Source organism: Jatrophihabitans sp. YIM 134969 (genome assembly GCF_054456675.1).
Genome location: NZ_JBTJEQ010000062.1, coordinates 1 through 22,340 on the forward strand (window position 1 = coordinate 1; position 22,340 = coordinate 22,340).

General features: G+C 75.1%; 20 protein-coding genes. 12 read left to right on the forward strand and 8 right to left on the reverse strand.

Going from position 1 to position 22,340, the window contains the following annotated elements:
- From ACXR2U_RS21725 to ACXR2U_RS21745, 5 genes are all read right to left on the reverse strand, one after another.
- On the reverse strand, window positions 1-975 hold a 975-nt coding region (locus ACXR2U_RS21725), incomplete at its 3' end, for a glycosyltransferase family 2 protein (RefSeq protein WP_458827182.1).
- On the reverse strand, window positions 972-1,760 hold the full coding sequence (locus ACXR2U_RS21730) for a carotenoid biosynthesis protein (RefSeq protein WP_458827183.1): 789 nt from the start codon (window positions 1,758-1,760) through the stop codon (window positions 972-974). The genes ACXR2U_RS21730 and ACXR2U_RS21725, both read right to left, overlap by 4 nt.
- Window positions 1,757-2,362 carry a GNAT family N-acetyltransferase gene (locus tag ACXR2U_RS21735; protein WP_458827184.1) on the reverse strand — a complete coding sequence of 202 codons (606 nt, stop codon included), beginning with the start codon at window positions 2,360-2,362 and terminating at the stop codon, window positions 1,757-1,759. Before ACXR2U_RS21735 ends, ACXR2U_RS21730 begins: the two co-directional genes overlap by 4 nt.
- Window positions 2,359-2,973 (reverse strand): monooxygenase, encoded by a 615-nt coding sequence (locus ACXR2U_RS21740; RefSeq protein ID WP_458827199.1) that lies wholly within the window; start codon window positions 2,971-2,973, stop codon window positions 2,359-2,361. The genes ACXR2U_RS21735 and ACXR2U_RS21740 overlap by 4 nt, the downstream gene beginning before the upstream one ends.
- A gap of 137 nt (window positions 2,974-3,110) precedes the next feature.
- Window positions 3,111-3,623, reverse strand: coding sequence for an NUDIX domain-containing protein (locus ACXR2U_RS21745; RefSeq protein WP_458827185.1), 513 nt, complete (start codon window positions 3,621-3,623; stop codon window positions 3,111-3,113).
- A gap of 179 nt (window positions 3,624-3,802) precedes the next feature.
- Here ACXR2U_RS21745 and ACXR2U_RS21750 point away from each other — a divergent pair, with 179 nt between their 5' ends.
- The 4 genes from ACXR2U_RS21750 to ACXR2U_RS21765 all read left to right on the forward strand — a co-directional run bounded on the left by ACXR2U_RS21750 (window position 3,803) and on the right by ACXR2U_RS21765 (window position 6,965).
- A complete protein-coding gene (locus tag ACXR2U_RS21750; protein ID WP_458827186.1) occupies window positions 3,803-4,816 on the forward strand; it encodes an acyl-CoA dehydrogenase family protein in 1,014 nt (337 codons plus the stop codon).
- A 132-nt stretch (window positions 4,817-4,948) separates the two neighbouring features.
- Window positions 4,949-5,404 carry an SAV_6107 family HEPN domain-containing protein gene (locus tag ACXR2U_RS21755; protein ID WP_458827187.1) on the forward strand — a complete coding sequence of 152 codons (456 nt, stop codon included), beginning with the start codon at window positions 4,949-4,951 and terminating at the stop codon, window positions 5,402-5,404.
- A gap of 34 nt (window positions 5,405-5,438) precedes the next feature.
- Window positions 5,439-6,191, forward strand: coding sequence for a class I SAM-dependent methyltransferase (locus ACXR2U_RS21760; protein WP_458827188.1), 753 nt, complete (start codon window positions 5,439-5,441; stop codon window positions 6,189-6,191).
- Window positions 6,192-6,542: 351 nt separating this feature from the next.
- Window positions 6,543-6,965, forward strand: a complete 423-nt coding sequence (locus ACXR2U_RS21765; RefSeq protein WP_458827189.1) for a DUF3040 domain-containing protein — start codon at window positions 6,543-6,545, stop codon at window positions 6,963-6,965.
- Window positions 6,966-7,257: 292 nt separating this feature from the next.
- On the opposite strand, the gene ACXR2U_RS21770 is transcribed toward ACXR2U_RS21765, so the two are convergent.
- From ACXR2U_RS21770 to ACXR2U_RS21780, 3 genes are read right to left on the reverse strand one after another with little or no spacing between them, the layout of a single operon-like run.
- Window positions 7,258-9,756, reverse strand: a complete 2,499-nt coding sequence (locus ACXR2U_RS21770) for a DUF3488 and transglutaminase-like domain-containing protein (protein ID WP_458827190.1) — start codon at window positions 9,754-9,756, stop codon at window positions 7,258-7,260.
- Window positions 9,753-11,174 carry a DUF58 domain-containing protein gene (locus ACXR2U_RS21775; RefSeq protein ID WP_458827191.1) on the reverse strand — a complete coding sequence of 474 codons (1,422 nt, stop codon included), beginning with the start codon at window positions 11,172-11,174 and terminating at the stop codon, window positions 9,753-9,755. Before ACXR2U_RS21775 ends, ACXR2U_RS21770 begins: the two co-directional genes overlap by 4 nt.
- Window positions 11,171-12,130: an AAA family ATPase gene (locus ACXR2U_RS21780; protein ID WP_458827200.1), complete on the reverse strand. Its 960-nt coding sequence runs from the start codon at window positions 12,128-12,130 to the stop codon at window positions 11,171-11,173. Before ACXR2U_RS21780 ends, ACXR2U_RS21775 begins: the two co-directional genes overlap by 4 nt.
- A gap of 540 nt (window positions 12,131-12,670) precedes the next feature.
- Between ACXR2U_RS21780 and mraZ the strand changes: the two genes are divergently transcribed.
- From mraZ to ftsW, 8 genes are all read left to right on the forward strand, one after another.
- The gene (gene mraZ / locus ACXR2U_RS21785; protein ID WP_458827192.1) at window positions 12,671-13,102 is read left to right on the forward strand and encodes a division/cell wall cluster transcriptional repressor MraZ; all 432 of its coding nucleotides are present in this window, start codon (window positions 12,671-12,673) and stop codon (window positions 13,100-13,102) included.
- Between the two features lie 198 nt (window positions 13,103-13,300).
- Window positions 13,301-14,278, forward strand: a complete 978-nt coding sequence (gene rsmH, locus ACXR2U_RS21790) for a 16S rRNA (cytosine(1402)-N(4))-methyltransferase RsmH (protein WP_458827201.1) — start codon at window positions 13,301-13,303, stop codon at window positions 14,276-14,278.
- Complete coding sequence (locus ACXR2U_RS21795; protein WP_458827193.1) at window positions 14,275-14,823, forward strand: septum formation initiator family protein; 549 nt, start codon at window positions 14,275-14,277, stop codon at window positions 14,821-14,823. Before rsmH ends, ACXR2U_RS21795 begins: the two co-directional genes overlap by 4 nt.
- A 263-nt stretch (window positions 14,824-15,086) precedes the next feature.
- Window positions 15,087-16,829, forward strand: coding sequence for a peptidoglycan D,D-transpeptidase FtsI family protein (locus ACXR2U_RS21800; protein ID WP_458827194.1), 1,743 nt, complete (start codon window positions 15,087-15,089; stop codon window positions 16,827-16,829).
- A 38-nt stretch (window positions 16,830-16,867) separates the two neighbouring features.
- Window positions 16,868-18,418 carry a UDP-N-acetylmuramoyl-L-alanyl-D-glutamate--2,6-diaminopimelate ligase gene (locus tag ACXR2U_RS21805; protein ID WP_458827195.1) on the forward strand — a complete coding sequence of 517 codons (1,551 nt, stop codon included), beginning with the start codon at window positions 16,868-16,870 and terminating at the stop codon, window positions 18,416-18,418.
- Window positions 18,415-19,863: a UDP-N-acetylmuramoyl-tripeptide--D-alanyl-D-alanine ligase gene (locus ACXR2U_RS21810; protein ID WP_458827196.1), complete on the forward strand. Its 1,449-nt coding sequence runs from the start codon at window positions 18,415-18,417 to the stop codon at window positions 19,861-19,863. Before ACXR2U_RS21805 ends, ACXR2U_RS21810 begins: the two co-directional genes overlap by 4 nt.
- A complete protein-coding gene (mraY, locus tag ACXR2U_RS21815) occupies window positions 19,860-20,951 on the forward strand; it encodes a phospho-N-acetylmuramoyl-pentapeptide-transferase (RefSeq protein ID WP_458827197.1) in 1,092 nt (363 codons plus the stop codon). Before ACXR2U_RS21810 ends, mraY begins: the two co-directional genes overlap by 4 nt.
- A 117-nt stretch (window positions 20,952-21,068) precedes the next feature.
- Window positions 21,069-22,340 (forward strand): putative lipid II flippase FtsW (gene ftsW, locus ACXR2U_RS21820; protein ID WP_458827198.1); only part of this gene is annotated, 1,272 nt, incomplete at its 3' end.

A 22,340-nucleotide genomic window follows, 5' to 3' on the forward strand; every position in this document is an offset into this window, starting at 1 on the left:
CGCCGCGACCAGCCGGCCCGCGACCCCGGCGGCCCAGCCGAGCCCGCCCGCGGGGGAGCGCCAGGCGACGGCCGCGACCGCGGGCAGGGTCCAGATCGTGACGGCGACACCGGCTGCGGCGAGGCTCGCGGGGGTCGACCCGCCGACGCTGCGGGCGAGGGACTTGCCGTAGCCGTCGCGGGCCGCGGCGCCGCCGCGGTACATGCGGCAGCTCGCGAGCCCGGCGCCGGCGACGAACCCGCCCGTGCCACCGACCCGGCGGACCGCGCGGGCGAGCGCGACGTCGTCGAGGACGTCGCCCCGCACCGCCGCGTGGCCGCCCGCCCGGTCGTACACACCGCGGCGCACGGCGAGGAACTGGCCGTTGGCCGCGGCCATCGAGGCGCGCGCCGCGGTGTGGGCCGCGGGCAGCGGCAGCAGCGACAACCAGGTCCAGACCAGCAGTGGCTGCAGCAACCGCTCGACGGGCCCGATCGCCACCTGGCGCGGGTACGGGCTGACCAGGTCGAGCGCCGCGGCGTCGAGCAGGGCGACGGCGCCCGCCACGGCGTCGGGCGCGAGCCGGACGTCGGCGTCGACGAAGACGAGCACCTCGGCGTCGGGGACGGTCGCGGCGAGCTGCGCGCACGCCCACGGTTTGCCGAGCCAGCCGGCGGGCGGGGGCGTTCCGCGCAGCACCCGGACGCCGGCACGGCGGGCGAGATCGCCGGTGGCGTCGGAAGATTCGTCGTCGAGCACCACGACCTCGAGGTCGTCGACCCCCCGCTGCGCGACCACGGTGCGCAGGCACGCGGCGAGGTCGGCCGCTTCGTCACGGGCCGGGACCAGCACCGCGACCCGGCGGCGGGTGACCGCGCCGCGCGGCGGCCGGGGCAACCGGTGGGCGTTCGAGACGGCGAGTGCGGCGGTCGCGAGCGAGGACGCCGCGGCGGCGCGGACGATCGGGCGGCCCACCGTGCGCAGCGGGTGGGTCACCGGCGCCACAGCCTCCGCGCGGTGGCGGCGGCGACCGGTCCCATGGCGAGCAACCCCCAGGCAGCGACGGCCGGGCGGCCCCAGAACGCGGCCGCGGCGAGCGCCGACGACGCCGCGGTCCACACGAAGTAGCCCGCGGGCAACCAGGCGGTGCGCACCTCCGCGGGCGGCGGGACCGCCTGCAGCACGACGGCGATGAGCACGGCGACCCCGAGCCAGCCGGCGAAGTTGCCGACGGGGACGTCGGGGATGCCGGGCAGTCGCCAGCCGCCGGGCGCCCAGGTCCAGTGACCGGCCGTCACCATCTGGGGGTCGAGGAAGACGTCCCACGCGGCGAGCCCCACGGCGGCGAGCGCGACCCGCGCGGCGAAGCGGCGGGCCAGCAGCCGGGCGGCGACCGCCGCGGGCCAGGCCATCGACACCCAGGCCGCGACCACGAGCCACGGCACGCCCGCGACCTCGGGTCCGAGGGTGCCGGCGTAGGCGTACGAGCCGAACGGGAAACCCGTGGCCACACCGGTCGCCTCGGCGGCGAGACCGATCCCCGCGACCGCCGCGAGCCCGGCGAAGCCGCGCCGGCCGATCGTGCCCACGGCGTGGGCGACCGCCGCCGCCGCCCCGAGGATGACGACGGTGAACGTCAGGCGGTCGCGGCCGGCTCCGCCCTCGGCGGTGAGCGGGTAGACGATCTGGGCCAGCACGGTCGCGGCGTAGAGCACGGCCGGGACGACGTCACCGGTCCGGCGCGCGTGCAGCCCGCGGACGACGGGTGCGGCGGTGGTCACGGTGCGGTGCGGTGCCGACCCGGCGGGGCGAACGGCAACCGGGCGCCGAGGACCGCGAACGGTCGGCCGTCACCGGGGAACCGGTGACGGCGGGCCAGGGCGACGAAGCCGAGGTCAGTGTAGAGGCGGAACGCGCGGGTCTCGGCGTCGGGGGTCGACAGCAGCATCGTCGACTCGGTGGTGCGGCTCGCGAGGGCGGCGAGGACGGCCCGGCCGATACCCCGGCCCTGGGCGTCGGGGGAGACGTGCAGCTCGGACAGCTCGAAGGCGTCGGCCATCCAGACCTCGGCCGTGGACGGCTCGACGGCCCGGCGGACCAGGTCGTGCCACCACTGGCCCGGGCGGCTGGTGTAGCCGTAGCCGAAGCCCAGCAGCCGCCCCGACGGCGTGTGCACCGCGGCGACGCTGGCGAAGCCGTCGTAGCGGGTGTGGGCGCGGGTGGCCGCGGCCCGGGCCTTGCCGGCCGACACGTGGTAGCCCATGGCCGCGACGTAGATCGCCATCGCCTCGTCGACCCGGGCGACCATCTCGGGCCCGGACCACACCTGCAGCTCGACGTCCGGTCCCGGGCCGGGCAGCCGGGCGAGGACGGCCGCGCTCACGCCGCGCTCCGGGAGTCGGCCCAGAGCGCGAGCGACCCGGTGCGCTCGACGACCGCGAAACGGGCGAACAGTTCCTCGGCGTACCAGTCCTCGCCGGGGGTGCGGTCGACGACGGCCCGGTGCGCCGGGTCGCGCCAGGCGTAGGCGGCCACGGCCGCGCGGTCGCGCCACAACGACAGCGTGCCCTGGTACCCGACCGGGGCCTCACCGATGCCCATGGACGCCTGCAGGCCGTCGGCGCCGGCGACGCTCGACGCGACCGGCGGGACCGAGCGCCAGAAGGTCGTGGCGCGGCGGGCCCGCAGCCGCGCACGGGTGAGGGCGAGGACCTCGCCCGACCAGTCGCGGGCGCCGCTCGGCACGAACGGGGCGCGGCCGGCCCAGTGGCCACGGCTCGCGATCGGGGCCAGCCGGGCCCCCCAGTGGTCGACGGCGCGGCGGGCCCACGGCGGGGTGACCGGCTGCGGGGCGGACGTCCAGACCGTCAGCACGACCCAGCGCGTGAGGTCGGCCGCGCCCGGGGTGAAGCGGGAGTCGCCGGTGCCGAGCAGACGGGCGAAGGAGACCGGTCCGGAGCTGGTCCGGCGGGTGAAGGTCGGCGAGGCGAGCATGGCCCTCGCGGCGTCGCGCGGGCGCAGCCGCCAGACGTCCAGGCTCACGGTCGGGACCGGCGTCGCCGCCGCGTCACCGACGGCGTGGGCCGCCGCTGCTGACGTCACCCGTACGAGCCTAGCCGCGGCCGGGCTGCTCACCCGGTGTCGGCGGCCGCACCGTCGGCACCGGGTGGCAGCTGGTCCAGCAGCCGCTCGACGAAGGCCCGCTGGGCCGTGACCAGACGGCGGGTGGCCGTCGCCGGGTCGCACCACTCCACGCGGTCGAGCTCGGGGAACTCGGCGGTCCGCCCCGAGCGCGGCGGCCAGGTCATGGTGAAAGTGCCGGGGACGACGTCGGCCGGGTCGAGATCGGCCTCGACCGCCCACACCCGCACGGTCTTGCCGCCGGACTGACGGACCTCGCCGAGGTCGAGCGCCGGGCCGTCGGGTGCCGGGAGGCCCAGTTCCTCGGTGAACTCCCGGCGCGCGGCGTCGAAGGGCGTCTCGTCGTCGGTGTACTCGCCCTTGGGGACGCTCCAGGCGCCGTCGTCCTTGCGAGCCCAGAGCGGACCGCCCATGTGCCCGATGAGGACGTCGATGCCCGGAACGTCTGCCCCGGTGCTGGAGCGGCGGTACAGAAGGAACCCTGCGCTGCGTCGGACGGCCACGGGTGGAACCCTCTCGCACGAGGGTGACGAAACCACCCCCACCGGATCCGACACCGCCCGACGGACCCGTTCGTGCCGCGCCACCGGAGGCCGCTTCGAGAGACCCACACCGTGCTGACCACACCCACCTGCAACGGCCGAGTCGAGGGGACCAGAGGACCGTGTCAGGAACAGAGGATGTGACCCCGTCGCCGACCGGCTGGCTGGGGGGACGGCCGCTGCTGGCCGACGCCGAACGGTGGCGCGTGTTCGCGACGCGCGCCTCGACGGACCTGGAGTCGATGCGGGCTGCGGTCGTCGGGCTGCGTCGGCAGCTGGCCGAGCTTGACATCGGCACGACGATGCGGGTGCTCGGGACGATGTCCGAGAGCAGCCACGCCTTCGCCCGGATGGTGCAGGCCGACCACGAGGCGGTCCAGGCGCTCACCGCGGCCGGCCTGACGGCGCCGGACGACAGCGTCGTGCTGTTCGCGTCGAACGGCGGCGCCGTGCGGGCGAGTGTCGACCCGCGAGGCGGCTGGGTGCTCAACGGCACGCAGGCGCGCAGTGTGCACCCGGCCGCGGCGGGGTGGGCGCTGGTCCCGGCGACGACGAGTGACGGCGAGGCGCTGTTCCTCGTCCGGCTCGACGCCCCGGGCGTCACCGTGGACCGCACCCCGCCCCGGGTCATCGCCCCGGAGGACCCGAACGGGCCGGTCTCGTTCACGGCGGTGGAGGCGACCGCGGTGGGGACGGCGGAGACGTGGGCGGCGCGGGCGCGGCGGTTCGACGGCCTGCTGCTGGACACCGTGTGCTGGTTCGGCGCGTGCGTGTGGCTGTGCCGGACGGTGGAGGCGACGTTGGCCACGCCCACGGAGCGCGACGACCTCGAACGCGTGGGCCGGGTCGACACCTGGGTGTTCGCGGCCCGGCTGGCCCTGCGTGACGCCGCCGAGGTGGTGCAGGCCGATCCGTCCGGTCCGGCCGCCGAGCTCGCGGCGCGGCGGGCCCAGGCGGTGACGGCGACGACGATCGACACCGTCATCCGGTTGATCGCGCTGCTCTCGGACGCGCGGACACCCCAGGACCCGGATCTGCCCCACCGCGTGGCGCAGCTGCAGATCGTGCTGCGGCGCTTCGACGCCGACGCGAACCTGCGGGCCATCGCCCGGCTGGTCGGCGCGGGAGCGACACCCCGACGCGTCCGGCTCTGACCGGCGCGGGAGCACTGGCGTTCGAACGGGTGTTCGACTAGTCTCGGGGTTGTCGGACCCCCGTGGTGGAGTCAGAGGGTGCCGACGCCCCGCTCCACGCCCCTGGAGTTCCCACCGTCCTTGGAGAGGCCCGTGTCCGGTCCCGCCGCCGTCCCGCTCCCGTTGCCGCCCGCCCGTCGTGTCCCCGCACCGCCGCCCCCCAGCGTCCGGTCCGGCACCGTCCTGCTCGCCCAGGCCCGGAGCTCGCTCGTCGAGGCCCGCGCCGCGGGTCAGCCGGGTGAGCGTTACGCCGCCGCCCACCTCGCGGCCCTGCGCTGCGCCGCCGCCGTGGTCGCGCTGCGCGCCCGGCCGGACTCCGGTCGCCGCCGCCCCACCAACGCGTGGGTGCTGCTCGCCGGGGTCGCCCCCGAGTTCGGCGACTGGGCGGCGTACTTCGCGGCCGGCGCCGGTCGCCGCGCCGCCGTCGAGGCCGGAGCGGTCCGTTCCGTGACCACCCGCGACGCCAACGACCTGCTCCGCGCCGCCGAGGAGTTCGCCGGCCTGGTCGAGGGCGTCGTGCTCGCCGGTCCGGCGAGCCGGGCCAGCTGAGCGCGTCGGGTCCGATGGCATAGCGTCACGCCCCGTGGCGGGCGCGGGAACGAGCACGGCGGGGGAGTCCCTGCCGACCGGACGTGGCCGGCTGGTGCTCGGCCTGCTCACCACCCTCGTCACGGACCTGGTCCGCGCCGGTGGCGCCCCGCGGGTGCTCGACTGCGGGGGCGGAACTGGTGCGCTCGCCGTGCCGTTGGCCGTCGCCGGCGCGCACGTCACCGTCGTCGACCGCAGCGTCGACGCCCTGGCCATCCTCGGGCGCCGCGCCACCGAGGCGGGTGTGGCCGCCCGGGTCGAGGCCGTCCCGGGCGATCTCGACCAGGCCGACCTCGGGCTGCCGGGCGACTCGTCGGGCCCCTTCGACCTCGTCCTCGCCCACGACGTCCTCACCGCGGTCGCCGATCCCGGCGCGACCCTGCGGGCGGCCGTCGCCCGGATCGCCCCCGAGGGCGCGCTGAGCCTGCAGGTCGTCAACCAGGCGGCGGTCGTGCTGGGCCGGGCGCTGCAGGGGGACCTGCGCGCGGCGTTCGCGGGCCTCGACGCCCCCACTCCCGGCAGCTACGACGTGCCGGCGCTGCTCGAGCTCGTCGCGGGGCTCGGGCTGGTCGCCGACCGGGTGCACGGGGTGGGCGTGCTCACCGAGTACGTCGCGGGTCCCGACCTCGAGGCCCACGGTGTCGGGGCACCGGACCTGGCCGCGTTGGAGGCCCGGCTCGCGGCCCGCAGCCCGTACCGCGACGTCGCCAGCCGGGTGCACGTGCTGGCCCGTCGCACGGCGGTCTGACGCCCCGACCCGGCCGCTCCGGAGCCCTCCCGCAGCCCCTCGCACGTCGGGTTCGTCCCGATGCCGACCCGCTCACACCGGCGCTGTGACGAAACCGTTGCCGAGACCGGGGCGAAGCCTCGGGCAGGAGCCCTGTTCGAGGTGTCGGAGCGCGCGAACGGTCCTTATAGTGGGCACCACATCCGGGCACTGTTCGTTCAGTGCGTGGACGATGGTCCGAGCGGTACCGGCCCCGGTCGTGCAGTGCGGGGACGTTCAGTGGGGATGACTCGAGCGTCAGCGCGGGTGAACACCCAGCGAGTTCGCGCCACCGGACGGCCGGTGGACTTGAAACGGGACGGGAGGGCCACGGTGCCACTCTCCGAGCACGAGCAGCGCCTGCTCGACGACATCGAGAAGGCGCTGTACGCCGAGGATCCGAAGTTCGCCGCGAGCGTGCGGACCGCCAAGCGGCGACGTCCCGGCCGGCGCTGGATCCCGGTCTCGATCGTCGGCGTTCTCGCCGGTCTCGGCCTGGTCCTGCTCGGACTGCTGCTCCAGAACCCGATCCCCGCCGTCGCCGGGTTCGTCCTCATCGTCGCGTCGGTGACCTACGCGTCCGTCGCCCTGCGCGGCGGCACCGCGGCCCCGGTCGACGCCTCCTCGCTCACCGACTCCGGCAGCGCCGGCCCCGGCAAGCGCGGCAGCAAGGCGCCCGCCACGGGCATCCGCGCCCGCATGGAGGACCGCATGCGCCGCCGCTTCGAGGCCGACGGCAACAGCGGCGGGGCCTGACCCCACCTCCCGCGGCCCGGCGTTCCCGGCCCGCGTCCTCCGGCGTCTGAGCGGCTCGGTCCCGCGACGCTGGGTGAGTTCCCGCCGCGGAGACGCGCTGCGACCGACCGACACCCTCGCCCGGCCAGCCCCGGACACGCCCTCTGGTGGTGACGGGTTTCCCTCCGAACGGCTGCGCCGACCGGCGCGCCTCACCCGTCCAGCCCCGGTGCGGCTCGGCAGCACCGATGGGCTGCGTTCCAGCCTGGGTGCCGCCGCGCCGCCCGCCCGACCCGGCCGACCCACCCGCGGGTCAGCGGCGGCGCAGGCCGCCGTAGGTGCGGGTGGACGCGCCGGGACGGTTGGACCAGGAGCTGAACGCGGAGCGGACGGCGTCGACCCGGGCCCGGGCGCGGCGGCGCAGGTCGAGGGTCACCGAACGCGGCCACAGACGGGCGCGGACCCGGTCGAGGCCGCCCGCCCGCCGACGCAACGCCCCGGCCGTCCGGGTGAGGGAGTCGTCCAGGACGCGGGGGTCGACCTCGGGCGGGGTGCGCCCGTACCGGGCCTGCTCGAGAGCGGCGAGCAGCGGGCGGTCGACGGCGTCGGGCACCCCTAGTTCGGCGAGCCAGGCCCCGATCGCGCGGGGTGACCGGGCGGGCGACCACGGCAGGCCGAGGTCGAGACACGTCGCCTGCAGGTCGTCGACCCGGGCCTCGGGTGCCTCGGGTCCGGTGACCCGTCTCGCACGTCGGCTCCGACCGAGTCGCAACGCGGCCGGGGTCAGCAGCAGCATCACGACCAGGGCGATCAACACCCACAGGGCGACCCAGCGGCCGGTGTGGTCGGGCGCCTGCAGCGTGAGGGCGTCGGCACCGCCGGCGCCCGGGTCGATGCCGGTGTCGCGGCCGGGCCCGGTGCTCGTGGCGCTGCCGGTGGCGGTGGGGCCACTGCTCGCGGTGGGGCCGCTGGTGCCGGTCCCGCCCGTCGGCTGCAGGTACGGGAGGTTGATGCTGCGGGCGGCGTCGGCGCCCGCGAGCGGCGTCGGGTCGAACGCGAGCCAGCCCAGTCCGCCGATGTAGGCCTCGACCCAGGCGTGCGCGTCACGGGTGGTGACGGTGAACGTGCCTTCGTCGTCGGCCGAGACGTGGGTGTAGCCGACCACCACGCGCGAGGGCACGTTCGCGACCCGCAGCATCACGGCCATGGTCGCCGCGTACTGCTGGCAGAAGCCCTGCTTGTTCGTGAGGAAGTTGACCAGGTCGTCGTCGGAGTCGCCCGCGGGCACCTCGAGGCTGTACTGGAAGCCGTTGCTGCCGTCGGTGAAGAAGTCCGAGAGGGCCTTGGCCTTGAGGTACGGGTTGGTCTGCGCTCCGACCACCCGCTCGGTCGTGGTCGTGACGAGGTCCGCCACCTGGCGGGGCAGCCCGAGGTAGGTCGCGGGCAGGTCGCGCGGCACCGCGTCGGTGGCCGCGGCGATCTGCGCCGGCGTCGGGTCGGGCTGCTGCACGGCGACGTCGTAGCGGACGCCGTCGGACACCTCGGCGTCGCTGAACGTGCCGTGGGTCGGGTCCCAGCGCGACCCGTCCGGAAGGCCCCTGGCCCCGACGGTGTCGCCGAAGGTGACGGCGCGGCCGTCGAGCCCCGACACGTTGATGTAGGCCCGGAAGTCGTACGTCGAGACCGCCGGCCGCTGCGGGTCCTGCGCGAGGCCCTGGGGGTCGACCCCGACGCTCGCGTTCCGGGCGCCCGCGGGCACCCAGCCCGCACCGGTGAACACGTCGAGGACCGACTGCCGCAGGTAGTACGGCTCGACGGGCGCGTTCGCCGGGACGGTCACGGTCATGAGGTCGACCGGGTCGCCGCGGGTCAGCGCCCCCTTGAGCGACGCCAGTTGGGTGACCCCGCCGGTGCCGGACCCGGTGCCGTCGCCGTCGCCGCCGTTGGTGTGCAGGGCGTCGGAGACGACATTCGCGCCGGTACCGCCGGTGACCAGCGGGACGAGGACGGCGACGACGATCGCGATGAGCCCGATGGTGCGGCCCGAGACCAACGACGGCGGCGCGCCCGCCGGGCGACGACCGATCGTCCGGCCCCAGGGTCTCGCCTCCGGGCCGGTGGTCGAGAGGATCAACAGGTAGCCGATCGCGGCGAGCGCGAACCACCACAGCGCCACCGGTTCGCGCACCGTGCCGCCGGAGAGCACGAACACCGGCAGGAGCACGAGCCCGACCATCGCGGGCGCCTCGAGCACAGTGCACAGGACGTCGACCATGATCACGCCGGCCCCGAGCAGGGCCGCGAGCGCGAGCCGCACCCCGGCCGTCGAGTGGATCGGCGCCGAGGAGTTCGCGATGGTGTCGACGAGCTCGTCGTGCAGCAGCGACAGCTGGGTCCACGTCACCTTGCTCGGGACGATGCCGGCGTACGCGCCGGTCGGGACGCACACCGCGGTGAGGTAGAGCGGCAGCACGATCAGACCGGGCAGCAGCTGCCAGACGCGCGCGGGGAGGTCCGGCCGCCACAACCGCAGGGCCCACGCCGGCCCGACCGTGACGACGGTGGCGCCGATGCCCACCACGTACCACCGCGCGTCGGAGATGATCATGAACAGCGGGGTCAGCCCCAGCACGAGGCCGAGCCAGGTCCGGAACGTGCGGCCCGCGGCCGACCGGGCGCCGAACGCGGCGGCGGCCGATCCCGACGGTGCACGCCCCGGGCCGGCGGGTCCGGCGGGAGCAGGGGACGACGGCGTCGCGCCCGGGCGCGGGAGGGTCGACGTCGCCCGGTCGTCGCGGTCGAGGACGCTCACCAGCGCACCGTCCGCACGGCGTCGACGTCGAAGCGGCCGGCGCCGCCGGCCCGCAGCATGCGGTCCCAGACCTCGCTCACGCTCTCACCACGGTGGGCGACGGCCACGGTCCAGCCCTCGGCCGCGAGACGCGCGGCGGCGTCCTCGGTGCGCCGGCTCGCGGGGTCGCCCGGACCGGTTCCCGACCGCCAGCCCTCGACGTCGAGCAGCACCGCGATCAGGGTGCCGGCGCTGCGGCGGCCCGCCCGCGAGACCGCGAGCAGGGCGTCGAGCGACTCCCGGTCCAGTTCGCCCAACACGGCCACGATGACCGACTCCCGGGCGGCCGCCTGCGCCGCGGCGACGAGCCGATCGAACCCGCTGCGGGCGCTCGGGGTCAGTTCGGCCAGGCGCTCGGCGACCTCTCGGGTGCTGCCGACCCCGGCCCGCACCGGCAGGGCGTCGCCGGTGCCCTGCTCGTAGAGCAGCCCGGTGTCGCGGGAGGACGCGAGCATGCGGTCGGCGATCGAGGCGACCGCGCTCACCGCCCACTCCAGGCTGTCGCGGTCGCGCAGGTCCACGGCGGGGCCGTCGGCCGGCTCCGGTGCGGTGGCGTGGGCCGCGCGGCGGGTGTCGGCGACGACCGTGACCCGCCCCTGCCACGGCCGTTCGTCCTGCCGGACCATCGGCGAGCCGGTGCGGGCGGTCGAGCGCCAGTGGATCTTGCGCAGGTCGTCGCCGTGCCGGTACTCGCGGATCGACGCGTCCTCGGCGCCGAGCGCGCCGACCGAGCGTGAGCCGGCGTTGTCGCCGACGTCCCAGGCGACGGCCGGGCCGGGGGCCGACAGCGCCTCGACCTTCGGGGTCACCAGCACCTCGGAGCGGCCGGTGAAGCTGCGGACGACCTCGACCAGACCGAAGGGGTCGTCGATGCGGATGCGCAGGGGGCCGGTGACGTACCGGCCGCGACGCACGTCGGCGAGCCGGTAGACCACGGCCCGCGACTCCTGGCTGGCGAGCCCCGCGAGGGTGAACCGGGCCTGGCCGTCCAGGTGCCGCGGCATCTGGTCCTCCAGGTGCAGCGCACCGGTGGGGACCAGCGAGCGGTTGGTCAGCGTGAGGACGACCTCGACGGCCGAGCCCGCGACCGCGAGCGGAGGGTCGCTGTGGCGGGCGCAGGCGACCCGCAGGCGGGCCCGGGTGACGACCGCTGCGGCGGCGAGCGGCAACGCGACGACGAACAGCCCGGCGCGGGTCAGGTCGGTCATCCGCAGCACCAGCCCGGCCAGCACCAGCACCACCCCGACGACGAGCAGGGCGCGGGCCCGCGCGGTGGTGCTGCGCCAGAGTCCGCCGACGTCGAGTCGGCGCCGCGCGACGGCGGCCGAACGGGTGTCGGCCGAACGGGGGTCGGCCGAACGGGGGTCGGTCGGCGTCATGCGCCCCGGCCGGCGCGGGCGCCCGCGGGCAGGGGGAGTCCGCTGACCAGCGTCGCCACGACGTCGGCGGGGGTGCGGCCGCGCACGTGGGCGTCGGCGGTGACGATGAGCCGGTGCCCGAGCACGGGCGCGGCGAGGGCGACCAGGTCGTCCGGGAGCACGTGGTCGCGTCGGTCGAGGGCCGCCCAGGCCTTGGCGGTGCGCAGCAGCTGCAGGGTCGCGCGCGGGGAGGCGCCCAGCCGCAGTTCGGTGCTGCGCCGGGTCGCCTCGGCGATGTCGACGGCGTAGGCGCGGACGGCGTCGGCGACGTACACCCGGCGCACGGCGTCGATGGCCGCGCGGACCTCGGCGGCGTCGGAGACCGGCTTCATGGTCGACAACGGGTCCGACGACGCGTGCTCGAGCAGCATCTCCATCTCGGCGCGGCGGTCGGGGTAGCCCATCGAGAGCCGCGCGGTGAAGCGGTCGCGCTGGGCCTCGGGCAGCGGGTACGTGCCCTCCATGTCCAGCGGGTTCTGGGTCGCGATGACGAGGAACGGCTCCTCGAGGGGGTAGGTCGTGCCGTCGACGGTGACCTGGTCCTCCTCCATGCACTCCAGCAGCGCGGCCTGGGTCTTCGGCGACGCCCGGTTGATCTCGTCGCCGACGACGATGTTGGCGAAGATCGCACCGGGTCGGAACTCGAAGTCGCGGGCCTCGGCGTTGTAGACGCTCACGCCGGTGATGTCGCTCGGCAGCAGGTCCGGGGTGAACTGCACCCGCCGGACGGTGGCGTCGATCGACCGGGCGAGGGCCTTGGCGAACGTCGTCTTCCCGACCCCCGGCACGTCCTCGAGCAGCAGGTGCCCCTGCGCGAACAGCACCGCGATCCCGAGCCGGATGACGTCGGGCTTGCCCTCGATCGCCAGCGCGACGTTGGCGGCGATCCGGTCGGCGACGTCGGGGACGTCGGCGATGTCGACGTCGGGCGCCGCGAGGTCGGGGTTCGAGTAGCCGGGACGGGTGTCCGCGGCGAGGGGCTGCACGGTGCGGGCCTCCAGAGGTGGGCGGGTGGGAGCAGCGTCGGACGTGCGGGTCGGGGCGGTGCCGGGGGAGGGGTGCGAGGCCCAGCCGTTCGACCGGGCGGGTTCGAGGACCGATCCGGAGAGGTTCGGGCGGTTCGCGTCGTCGTCCGGGTGGCGGTGGCTCCCGCGGGCGGCGCTGGTCACCCGGTGAGTATCCCCGCTCCGCGCGCCACGCGCCGCTGTGCGTTCCCCGCTGGGCGGTGGGACGGCCCCGAGCCCCTCGGCTGCCACCGCCGCGGATCGGGTCGACGCGCCGCCGGTTCCGGCGCGCGAGTGGAGATCAGGTGGGGTACGGTGGGGACCAGTGGGGCGGATGACCTACCGGGTGGGGGCCTGGTGGGGAACGCGCTCCGCACCGCGACGGCAGCCGGATCCGGCTGCGGGGACGTCGCCCGGGGGAACCGGGGGGCGTGGGAGCTGGGAGGGCACCTCGTGTTCCTCGGTTCCTACGCCCCGCGGCTCGACGACAAGGGCCGCGTCGCACTGCCGGCGCGGTTCCGGACGGAGTTGGAGGGGGGCATGGTGATCACCAAGGGTCAGGAGCGGTGCCTCACCGTCTACCCGACCGCCGAGTTCACCCGGATCACCGACCTGCTCCGCGACGCCCCGATGACCGGACGGCGGGTGCGCGACTACAGCCGCATCCTGTTCGCCGGTGCGACGCAGGAGAGCCCCGACGCCCAGGGCCGCGTCACGATCCCGCCGGCGCTGCGGGCCTACGCGGGTCTCACCAAGGACCTCGCCGTGATCGGCGCCAACACCCGGGTCGAGATCTGGGACGCCGCCGCGTGGGAGTCCTACATGACCGACAACGAGGCCTCGTTCGCCGACTCCGACGAGGAGGTGCTGCCCGGCCTGCTGTGAACCCCGGCCAGCCCCACTCGTCGCGACCCTCGTGACCGGCCTCCTCCCGTCCCGTTCCCGGACGTCACTTCCCCGACGTCCGGCGCGGTACGGGTGGGGACCCGCCCCGAGGGTCACCTCCCCACCAGCCCCCACCGGCCCCTGCCGACCGGGGCCGCCTGCGAGCCCGATCCACGACGACGTGAGGACGTGACGACCATCAGCAGCGCGGAGCACCCCGCCGGGCCGCACGGCCACGTGCCGGTGCTGCTGGACCGGGTCGTCGACCTGCTGCTCCCCGCCCTGGCCGACGGCGGCCTGGTCGTCGACGCCACGCTCGGCATGGGCGGGCACGCGGAAGCGCTGCTCGAGGCGGCGCCCGCGGCGACGCTGCTCGGCCTCGACCGTGACCCGATGGCCCTGGAGCGCGCCGGCACCCGGCTGGCCCGGTTCGGTGACCGGTTCGTGGCCGCCCGTGCGGTGTACGACGAGCTGCCGGACGTGCTCGACCGTCTCGACCTGCCGCCCGTGCGCGCCGTGCTGTTCGACCTCGGCGTCTCCTCGCTCCAGCTCGACCAGGCCGACCGCGGCTTCTCCTACATGCAGGACGCCCCGCTCGACATGCGGATGGACGGCTCGCCGGAGTCCGCCGACACGTCCGCGGCCGACCTGGTCGCCACCGCCTCGGTCCCCGAGCTCACCCGCATCCTGCGCGAGTACGGCGAGGAACGTTTCGCCGCCCGGATCGCCCAACGCCTCGACCGCGAACGCCGGGTCGCACCCGTGGCCACCACCGGCCGGCTGGTCGAGATCGTCCGCGCGGCCGTGCCCGCCGCGGCCCAGCACACCGGCGGCCACCCGGCCAAGCGCACCTTCCAGGCGCTGCGGATCGCGGTCAACGGCGAACTCGAGGTGCTCGCCCGCGCCATCCCCGCGGCGATCGACACCCTCACCGTCGGCGGCCGGATGGTCGTCCTCTCCTACCACTCGCTGGAGGACCGGTTGGTCAAGCAGAGCTTCGCCGCGCTCGCCACCGACACCACGCCGCCGGGACTGCCGGTGCCGCTGCCGGAACACGCACCGCAGCTGCGGCTGCTGGTCCGCGGCGACAGCGCGTCGGCCGAGGAGGTCGAGGTCAACAGCCGGGCCGCCTCGGTGCGCCTGCGCGCGGTCGAACGCATCCGGGCCGCCGCGTGACCCGCCCGCTGCGCCGCCGTACCGGCGCCGACGCCATCGGCGGCCAGGCGCTGCTCCGCCCCGCCCGCCGCGCACCGTTCGTCGTCCTGGTGGCCTTCGTCCTGCTCGGTGCGCTCACCTGCCTGCTCGTGCTGAACACGATGTCGGCCGCCGACGAGCTCGAGCAGCAGTCGATCGCCGACGCCAACGCCGTCACCAAGGCCCAGGCCCAGCAGCTGCAGGTCGACCTCGCCGCGCGCAAGGCCCCCGCCGCGCTCGCCCGCGCCGCCACCGCGCTCGGCATGGTCCCCGCCGACCAGCCCGCGTTCCTGCGCATCGGCGCCGACGGCCGGGTCGCGCTGCTCGGCGTCCCCGGCGCGGTGAACCCGCCGCCGATCGCGCTCCAGCCGCCCGCCGCCGGTGGCACCGCGGCGACCCCCGCGGCCACCCCGACCGGCACGCCGACCACCGGCACACCGACGACGCCCTCCACCCCGACCACGCCGACCACACCGCCGCGGGCCACCCCGACCGCGACCGTGTCCCTGCCCGGAGGTGCCCGGTGACCCCGCCCCCACCCGCGTCCGGAACCACGACGCGCTCCCGCCCCGTCCGCTCCGCCCCGCCGCAGGCCGGCCGCCCCGTGCGTCCGGCCGCGCCGCGCGGTGCCCGCCCGGACCCCACCCGTTCCGGCCGTCCCACCGGGTCGGGTCGACCCACCGGCTCCGGCCGTCCCACCGGCTCCGGCCGTCCCACCGGCTCCGGTCGTCCCGTCCGTCCGGCACCGCCGCGTCCGCGCCCCGCGGCCCGCCCGCCGCGTCCGCCGCGGGTGAGGAAGCCCCTCAAGCTCGGCCCCTTCGAGCGCCGGACGGCGGTGGCGTTCGCGTTCGTCATGGTCGCCCTGGTCGTCATCGCGGGCCGTCTGGTGTGGCTGCAGGCCGTCGACAGCAAGGGCCTGGCGAGCGCGGCCGCGGCCCAGCGCACGCAGACCATCGCGCTGCACGCCCACCGCGGCACGATCTACGACCGCGACGGCGTCCCGCTCGCCTACACCGAGGACGCCCGCGACATCACCGCCGACCCCAGCCTGATCTCCCCGACGGAGAAGGGGAAGGTCGCGGACCAGCTCGCGCCGCTGCTCGGCGTGCCGTGGCAGACGATCTACCGCGAGCTGCTCGGCAACGGCCGCTACGCCGTCCTCGCCCGCGCGGTCGCCCCGGTGGTCGGCCAGCAGATCCGGGCGCTCGACCTCACCGGGATCTTCGACCAGAGCACGACCGTGCGCCAGTACCCCGGCAAGACCACCGGCGCCAACGTCATCGGCCTCCTGCAGGCCAACGGTGCCGGCGCCGCCGGCATCGAGCAGACGTACGACGACCTGCTCCGGGGCCGGGACGGCTCGATCACGTACCCCAACGACGGCAACGGCAACCCGAGCCCGGGCGGCAGCACCGAACTGGTGCCGGCCGTCAACGGCGGGAACGTCACGCTGACCCTCGACCAGGACCTGCAGTACGTCGTCCAGCAGGAGATCGACGCCGCGGTGAAGGCCTCCGAGGCCCGCAGCGGCGAGGTCGTCGTCATGAGCAGGACCGGGCAGGTGCTGGCCATGGCGTCGAACGGCACCTACGACTCGTCGGACAACAGCACGCTCGACCACGTCCAGGGGCAGCTCAACCCGCCGGTGCAGCAGATCTTCGAGCCCGGCTCGGTGAACAAGATCGTCACGTTCTCGGCCGCCCTGGCCCAGGGCCTCATCACGCCGACCACCCAGCTGCAGGTCCCCGACGCGATCGACACCGGCGGCGTGACCGTGCACGACGCCTGGTGGCATCCCGAACAGACCTTCACCGCCACCGGCGTCATCGCGAAGTCGTCCAACGTCGGCACGCTCGAGATCGCCAACAAGGTCGGCAAGAGCTCCTTCTACGACTACATGCGGGCCTTCGGTCTCGGACAGCTGACCGGCATCGGGCTGCCCGGCGAGTCCGCGGGCATCCTGCCGACCCCCTCGCAGTGGTCGGACTCGACGTTCGCCAACATGCCGATCGGGCAGGGCGTGGGCATGACCCTGCTGCAGCTGGCCGGGATGTACCAGACCCTCGCCAACGACGGTGTCCGCATCCCGCCGCGCATCGTGCAGTCGACCACCGACGCCGCCGGCGCGGTGACCACCACCGGCACGCCCGAGGGCCAGCGCGTCATCCCGGCGCAGACCGCGCAGACGTTGCGCACGATGCTCGAGATGGTCACGCAGGAGGGCGGCACCGGGAAGAAGGCCGCGATCGCGGGCTACCGGGTCGCCGGCAAGACCGGTACGGCGCAGCAGCCGGTCGGGCCGGGGGGCAAGTACAGCGACTCGGTCTACTGGGACACCTTCGCCGGCATGGCTCCGGCCGACGACCCGCAGTTCGTCGTCGCGATCATGGTCGACAACCCCGCGCACGGTCTCGAGGGCGGTGACGTCGCGGCGCCGGTGTTCCACGCCATCGCCGACTACGAGTTGCAGCACGCGAACATCCCGCCGACGGGATCGCAGACCGCGGTGGTCCCGCTCATCATCGGGCAGTGAGCCGGGCGTTCGGGTCGCGCTCGGTACCCTCCGGATCCGTGTCCGTCCTCCCTCGACCCAGGGTCGGGGAACCGGTGGACCTGCGGGAGTTGGCCGCGGGCGTCGGCGGGCGGCTGACCGGTCCCGACGCCCGGGTGACCGGCGTGACCCTCGCGACCGACCGGGTGCACCCGGGCGACCTGTTCGTCGCGCTCGCCGGTCGCAACGTCCACGGCGCCCGGTACGCCGGCGCCGCGCACGCCGCCGGAGCGGTCGCGGTGCTCACCGACCGCGAGGGCGCGGCGCTCGTCGCGGCCGACCCGGACCTCGCCGACGTCCTGCCGGTGGCGGTGGTCGACGACCCCCGGATGGCCGCCGGGCCCGTCGCCGCCGCGGTGTACGGCGACCCCAGCGCGGACCTGCGGGTCATCGGGGTGACCGGCACCAGCGGCAAGACCACGACGACCTTCCTGGTCCGCGCGGGGCTCGCCGCCGCCGGCCGCACCGGCGGGCTGATCGGCACGGTCGCCACCTACGTGGGGGACGACGAGGTCAAGACCGGCTTCACCACGCCCGAGGCACCGGACCTGCAGGCGCTGCTCGCCGTGATGCGCGAGCGCGGGGTGACCGACGTCGCCGCCGAGGTGTCGTCGATGGGGCTGGTGCTCGGCCGGGTGGCCGGGACCCGCTTCGCCGCCGCCGGGTTCACCAACCTCAGCCAGGACCACCTGGACTTCCACGGCGACCTCGACTCCTACTTCGAGGCCAAGGCGACGCTGTTCACCGGCGCGACCGGCACCACGCTGACCGGTCCGTCGTTCGTGGTCGTCGACGACGACGCCGGTCGCCGTCTGGCGGCCCGCCTGGGATCCGCTGCGACCACGTTGTCGACCACGGGCGGTCCCGCCGACTGGTCGGCCGAGCAGGTCCGGGTCGGCGACGACGGCACCGCCCGGTTCGTGCTGCGCACGCCGCACGGCTCCGCCCACGACGCCGCCAGCGCGATCCCCGGTCGGTTCAACGTGGCCAACGTCCTGATGGCGGTGGCCCTGCTCGACGCGGTCGGTGTCGACGTCGCCCTCGCCGTGCGGTCGGTCTCGGTCGCGACGGTGCCCGGCCGGATGGAGAAGGTGAGCCACGACGGTGAACCCCTGGCCGTCGTCGACTACAGCCACAAGCCCGACGCCGTCGCCGGTGCGCTCGCCGCGTTGCGGCCGTTGACGCCCGGCCGGCTCGTGATCGTGCTCGGCTGCGGCGGCGACCGCGACCGGCTCAAGCGCCCGCTCATGGGTGAGGTCGCGGCCCGCGGCGCCGATCTGCTCGTCGTCACCGACGACAACCCGAGGTCGGAGGACCCGGCCGCGATCCGGGCTGCCATGCTCTCGGGTGCGCTCGCGGTGCCCGCCGGAGTCCGCGGCGAGGTCGTGGAGGTCGGGTCGCGGGCGGAGGCGATCCGCACGGGTCTCGCCGGGCTCGGACCCGGCGACACGGTGCTGGTGGCGGGCAAGGGACACGAGACCGGGCAGGAGGTGGCGGGAGTGGTGCTGCCGTTCGACGACCGCCGCGCCCTGCGGGCCGCGCTCGACGCCCGCGAGGGAGGTGCCCCGTGATCGCCACGACCCTCGCCGCCGTCGCGACCGCCGTGGGCGGGACGCTGGGCGGCGGCGCGAACCCGGAGGCGGTCGTCACCGCGCCGGTCGTGTTCGACTCCCGGACCGCCGTTCCGGGCGGGTTGTTCGTCGCCTTCGACGGTGAGCACACCGACGGCCACGCCCACGTCGCCGACGCCCTCGCCCGCGGCGCGGTCGCCGCGATCGTGACGCGACCCGTGGCCGAGCCGCACGTCCTGGTCGCCGATGCCGCCACGGCGATGGGCGACCTCGCCCGCGACGTCGCGTCGCGGTTCCCGGCCACGCTGACCGTCATCGGCATCACCGGGTCGTCGGGCAAGACGAGCACGAAGGACCTCGTGGCGCAGCTGCTCGCCGGGATCGGACCGACCGTCGCCCCGCCCGGCAGCTTCAACAACGAACTCGGCCACCCGTACACGGTGCTGCTCGCGGACGCCGACACCCGCTTCCTGGTGCTCGAGACCTCGGCGCGGGGGATCGGGCACATCGCGTACCTGACCGGGATCGCCCGGCCCCGGATCGGCGTCGAACTCAACGTCGGCACCGCCCACCTCGGCGAGTTCGGGTCCCGGGCGGCGATCGCGCAGGCGAAGGGCGAACTGGTGGAAGCGTTGCCTGCTGCAACGGACGGTGGAGTGGCGGTGCTCAACGCCGACGACCCGCTCGTGCGGTCCATGGCCTCGCGCACCACCGCGCGCGTCGTGCTGGTGGGCGAGGCGCCCGACGCCCACGTGCGTGCGGTCGACGTCAGCTCCGACCACTCCGGCCGGGCCACGTTCACCCTGATGCACGCGGGGGAGTCGTCCCCGGTGCGGATGCGACTCGTCGGCGGCCACCACGTGGGCAACGCCCTGGCCGCGGCTGCCGTGGCGCTGGAGTGCGGGATGTCGCTCGACGCCGTCGCCGCGGGACTCTCGGCCGCCGGACCCGTCTCGCGCTGGCGGATGGAGGTCACGGACCGCGCCGACGGCGTGACCGTCGTCAACGACGCCTACAACGCCAACCCCGACTCGGTGAAGGCCGCGCTGAAGACGCTCGCCGAGATCCGCCGCGGCGGAGCGGACGCCGGTGGCCGGCGCGCGTGGGCCGTGCTCGGGCCGATGAACGAACTCGGCGACGCCTCCCGCGACGAACACGACGCCATCGGCCGGCTCGCCGTGCGGCTCTCGGTCGACAAGCTCGTCGCGGTCGGCGCCGACGCCCGGCCGATGTTCACCGGCGCCTCGCTCGAGGGCTCGTGGGACGGCGAGGCCGTCTGGGAGCCCGACGTCGACACCACCATCGCGCTGCTGCGCGAGCAGGTGGCGCCGGGCGACGTCGTGCTGGTCAAGGCGTCCCGGTCGGCCGGGTTGGAGCGGGTGGCGGCGGCGTTGCTCGAGGGTCCACCGGCCCGGCACGCATCGGCAGGGGAGGCAGGCGCATGAGGTCCATCCTCGTGGCGGCGCTGGTGTCGCTGCTGCTGTCGATCCTGGTCACGCCGTTGGTGGTGCGGTGGTTCCGCAAGCGCGGCTTCGGCCAGGAGATCCGCCTCGACGGCCCGCAGACCCACATCGTCAAGCGCGGCACGCCCACGATGGGCGGCGTCGCGATCGTCGGGTCGACGGTCGTCGGCTACGCCGTCGCGCACCTCGCCTTCGTCGACGACGAGGTGCGGGCGCCCACGGCGTCCGGGCTGCTGGCGTTGTTCATGATGGTCGGGCTCGGCGTGGTCGGGTTCCTCGACGACTTCATCAAGCTGCGCCGCCAACGCAGCCTGGGCCTGCGGGCGCGGGCGAAGTTCCTCGGACAGTTGATCGTCGCGGTCGTGTTCGCCGTGCTGGCCCTGCAGTTCAAGGACGAACTCGGGCTGACCCCGGCGTCGGAGTACCTGAGCTTCACCCGCGACATCCCGGGTTTCGGCCTCACCGCCGTCGGCTTCGTCGTGCTGGCCTACCTCATCACCGCGGCGACCTCCAACGCCGTCAACCTCACCGACGGCCTCGACGGTCTCGCCGCCGGCGCCTCGGCCATGGTGTTCGGCGCGTTCACGCTCATCACGTTCCTGCAGTACCGGAACCCGTGCGGGCGCAACCCGATCGGCGGGTGTTACGACGTCCGCGACCCCCTCGACCTCGCGATCGTCGCCGCCTCGGCCATGGCCGCGTGCTTCGGGTTCCTCTGGTGGAACGCCATGCCGGCGCAGATCTTCATGGGCGACACCGGCTCGATGGCGCTCGGCGGGCTGATGGCCGCCCTGGCCATCCTGGCGCGGGTGGAGCTGCTGCTCGTCGTCCTCGGCGGCCTGTTCGCGGTCGTGACGCTGAGCGGCATCATCCAGACCGGCTGGTTCAAGTACACGCGGTTGAGAACCGGGACCGGTCGGCGGGTGTTCAGGATGTCGCCCCTGCACCACCACTTCGAGATGTCGGGGTGGCAGGAGTCCACGATCATCGTGCGGTTCTGGATCATCGCCGGCCTCGCCGTGGCCTTCGGCACCGGCCTGTTCTACGCCGAGTTCATCGCCAAGGGCTGATCGATCAGGGTTGAGCCGGCGGAGCGACACGCACCGCCGACCTCCCGGGGATCGGGGCGGGTGTCGACCACGATGACCACCATGGTTCGAGCTGTACCTCAGAGTGAGGCTCCCGGGATGGCTGCGGCCAACCCGGGCGCCGTCCGGCGGTATCTCGAACGCCCGTACACGTCGGTGCAGTTGCTGCTGCTCGCAGGCGGCGCGCTGCTCGGGTTCGGCGTGCTCATGGCCGCCTCCACCACCATCTCCGCCGCCCAGCACGACACCGGCGGCGCGATGTGGAGCCAGCTCGTCAAGCAGTTGGTGTTCGTCGTGCTCGCCCTGCCGCTGTTCTGGCTGGCGGCGCGCGCGACCCCGCGGCACATCCGGATGCTGGCCTACCCGCTGGTCGTCGTCGCGGTGGTGCTGCTGATCGCCTGCCAGGTTCCGGGCATCGGCGTGGAGATCAACGGCGCACGGCGCTGGGTCGCGCTCGGGCCGCTGCAGATCCAGCCCTCGGAGATCGGCAAGGTCGCGCTGCTGCTGTGGGGCGCCGACCTGCTCGCCCGCAAGCAGCAGCTGGGTTCGCTCACGCGCACCAAGCACGTCCTGGTCCCACTGTTGCCCGGTGCAGCGATCTTCATCGCCCTGGTCATGGCCGGGTCCGACCTCGGCACCACCCTCTGCTTCCTCATGGTGCTGGTCGGCCTGCTGTGGTCGGTCGGCGTGCCGATGCGCTGGTTCGGGGCTCTCGTGCTGACCCTGGTCGCGTTCGTCTCGGCCATCGCGGTGATCTCGCCGTGGCGCCTGGCCCGCATCACCACGTTCATCGACCCGTTCGCGGTGAAGGACGGCGACGGCTTCCACACCGTGGAGTCGCTGTACGCCCTGGCGTCCGGCGGTCTGTTCGGCGAGGGCCTCGGCCAGGGGACCTCGAAGTACGGCTGGGTGCCCAACGCCAGCACCGACTACGTGTTCTCGATCATCGGCGAGGAACTCGGTCTGCTCGGGTGCCTGGTCGTGCTGCTGCTGTTCGGGGTGTTCGCCTACGCGGGCATCCGGGTGGCCCGGCGCTCCGTCGATCCGTTCGTCCGCATCGCCGCCTCGGCCGCGACGATCTGGATCACCGGGCAGGCCGTCATCAACATCGGCTACGTCACCGGACTGCTGCCCTCGACCGGGATCCCCCTCCCGTTCATCAGCGTCGGGGGGACGTCGCTCATCATGGCGTGCATGGTCCTGGGTTTCCTCGTCGCCTTCGCGCGGCACGAACCGGCCGCCGTCGCCGCCGCGCGGGTCGCGGCCGACGGCACCGTCGCCGGCCGCTGGAGCCGGCTGTTCCGGATCCCGTTGCCCGCGGTGCACCGCCCCGCGCGTCGCGGACGCCGCGGCCGCGCCGCCGCGGCGAAC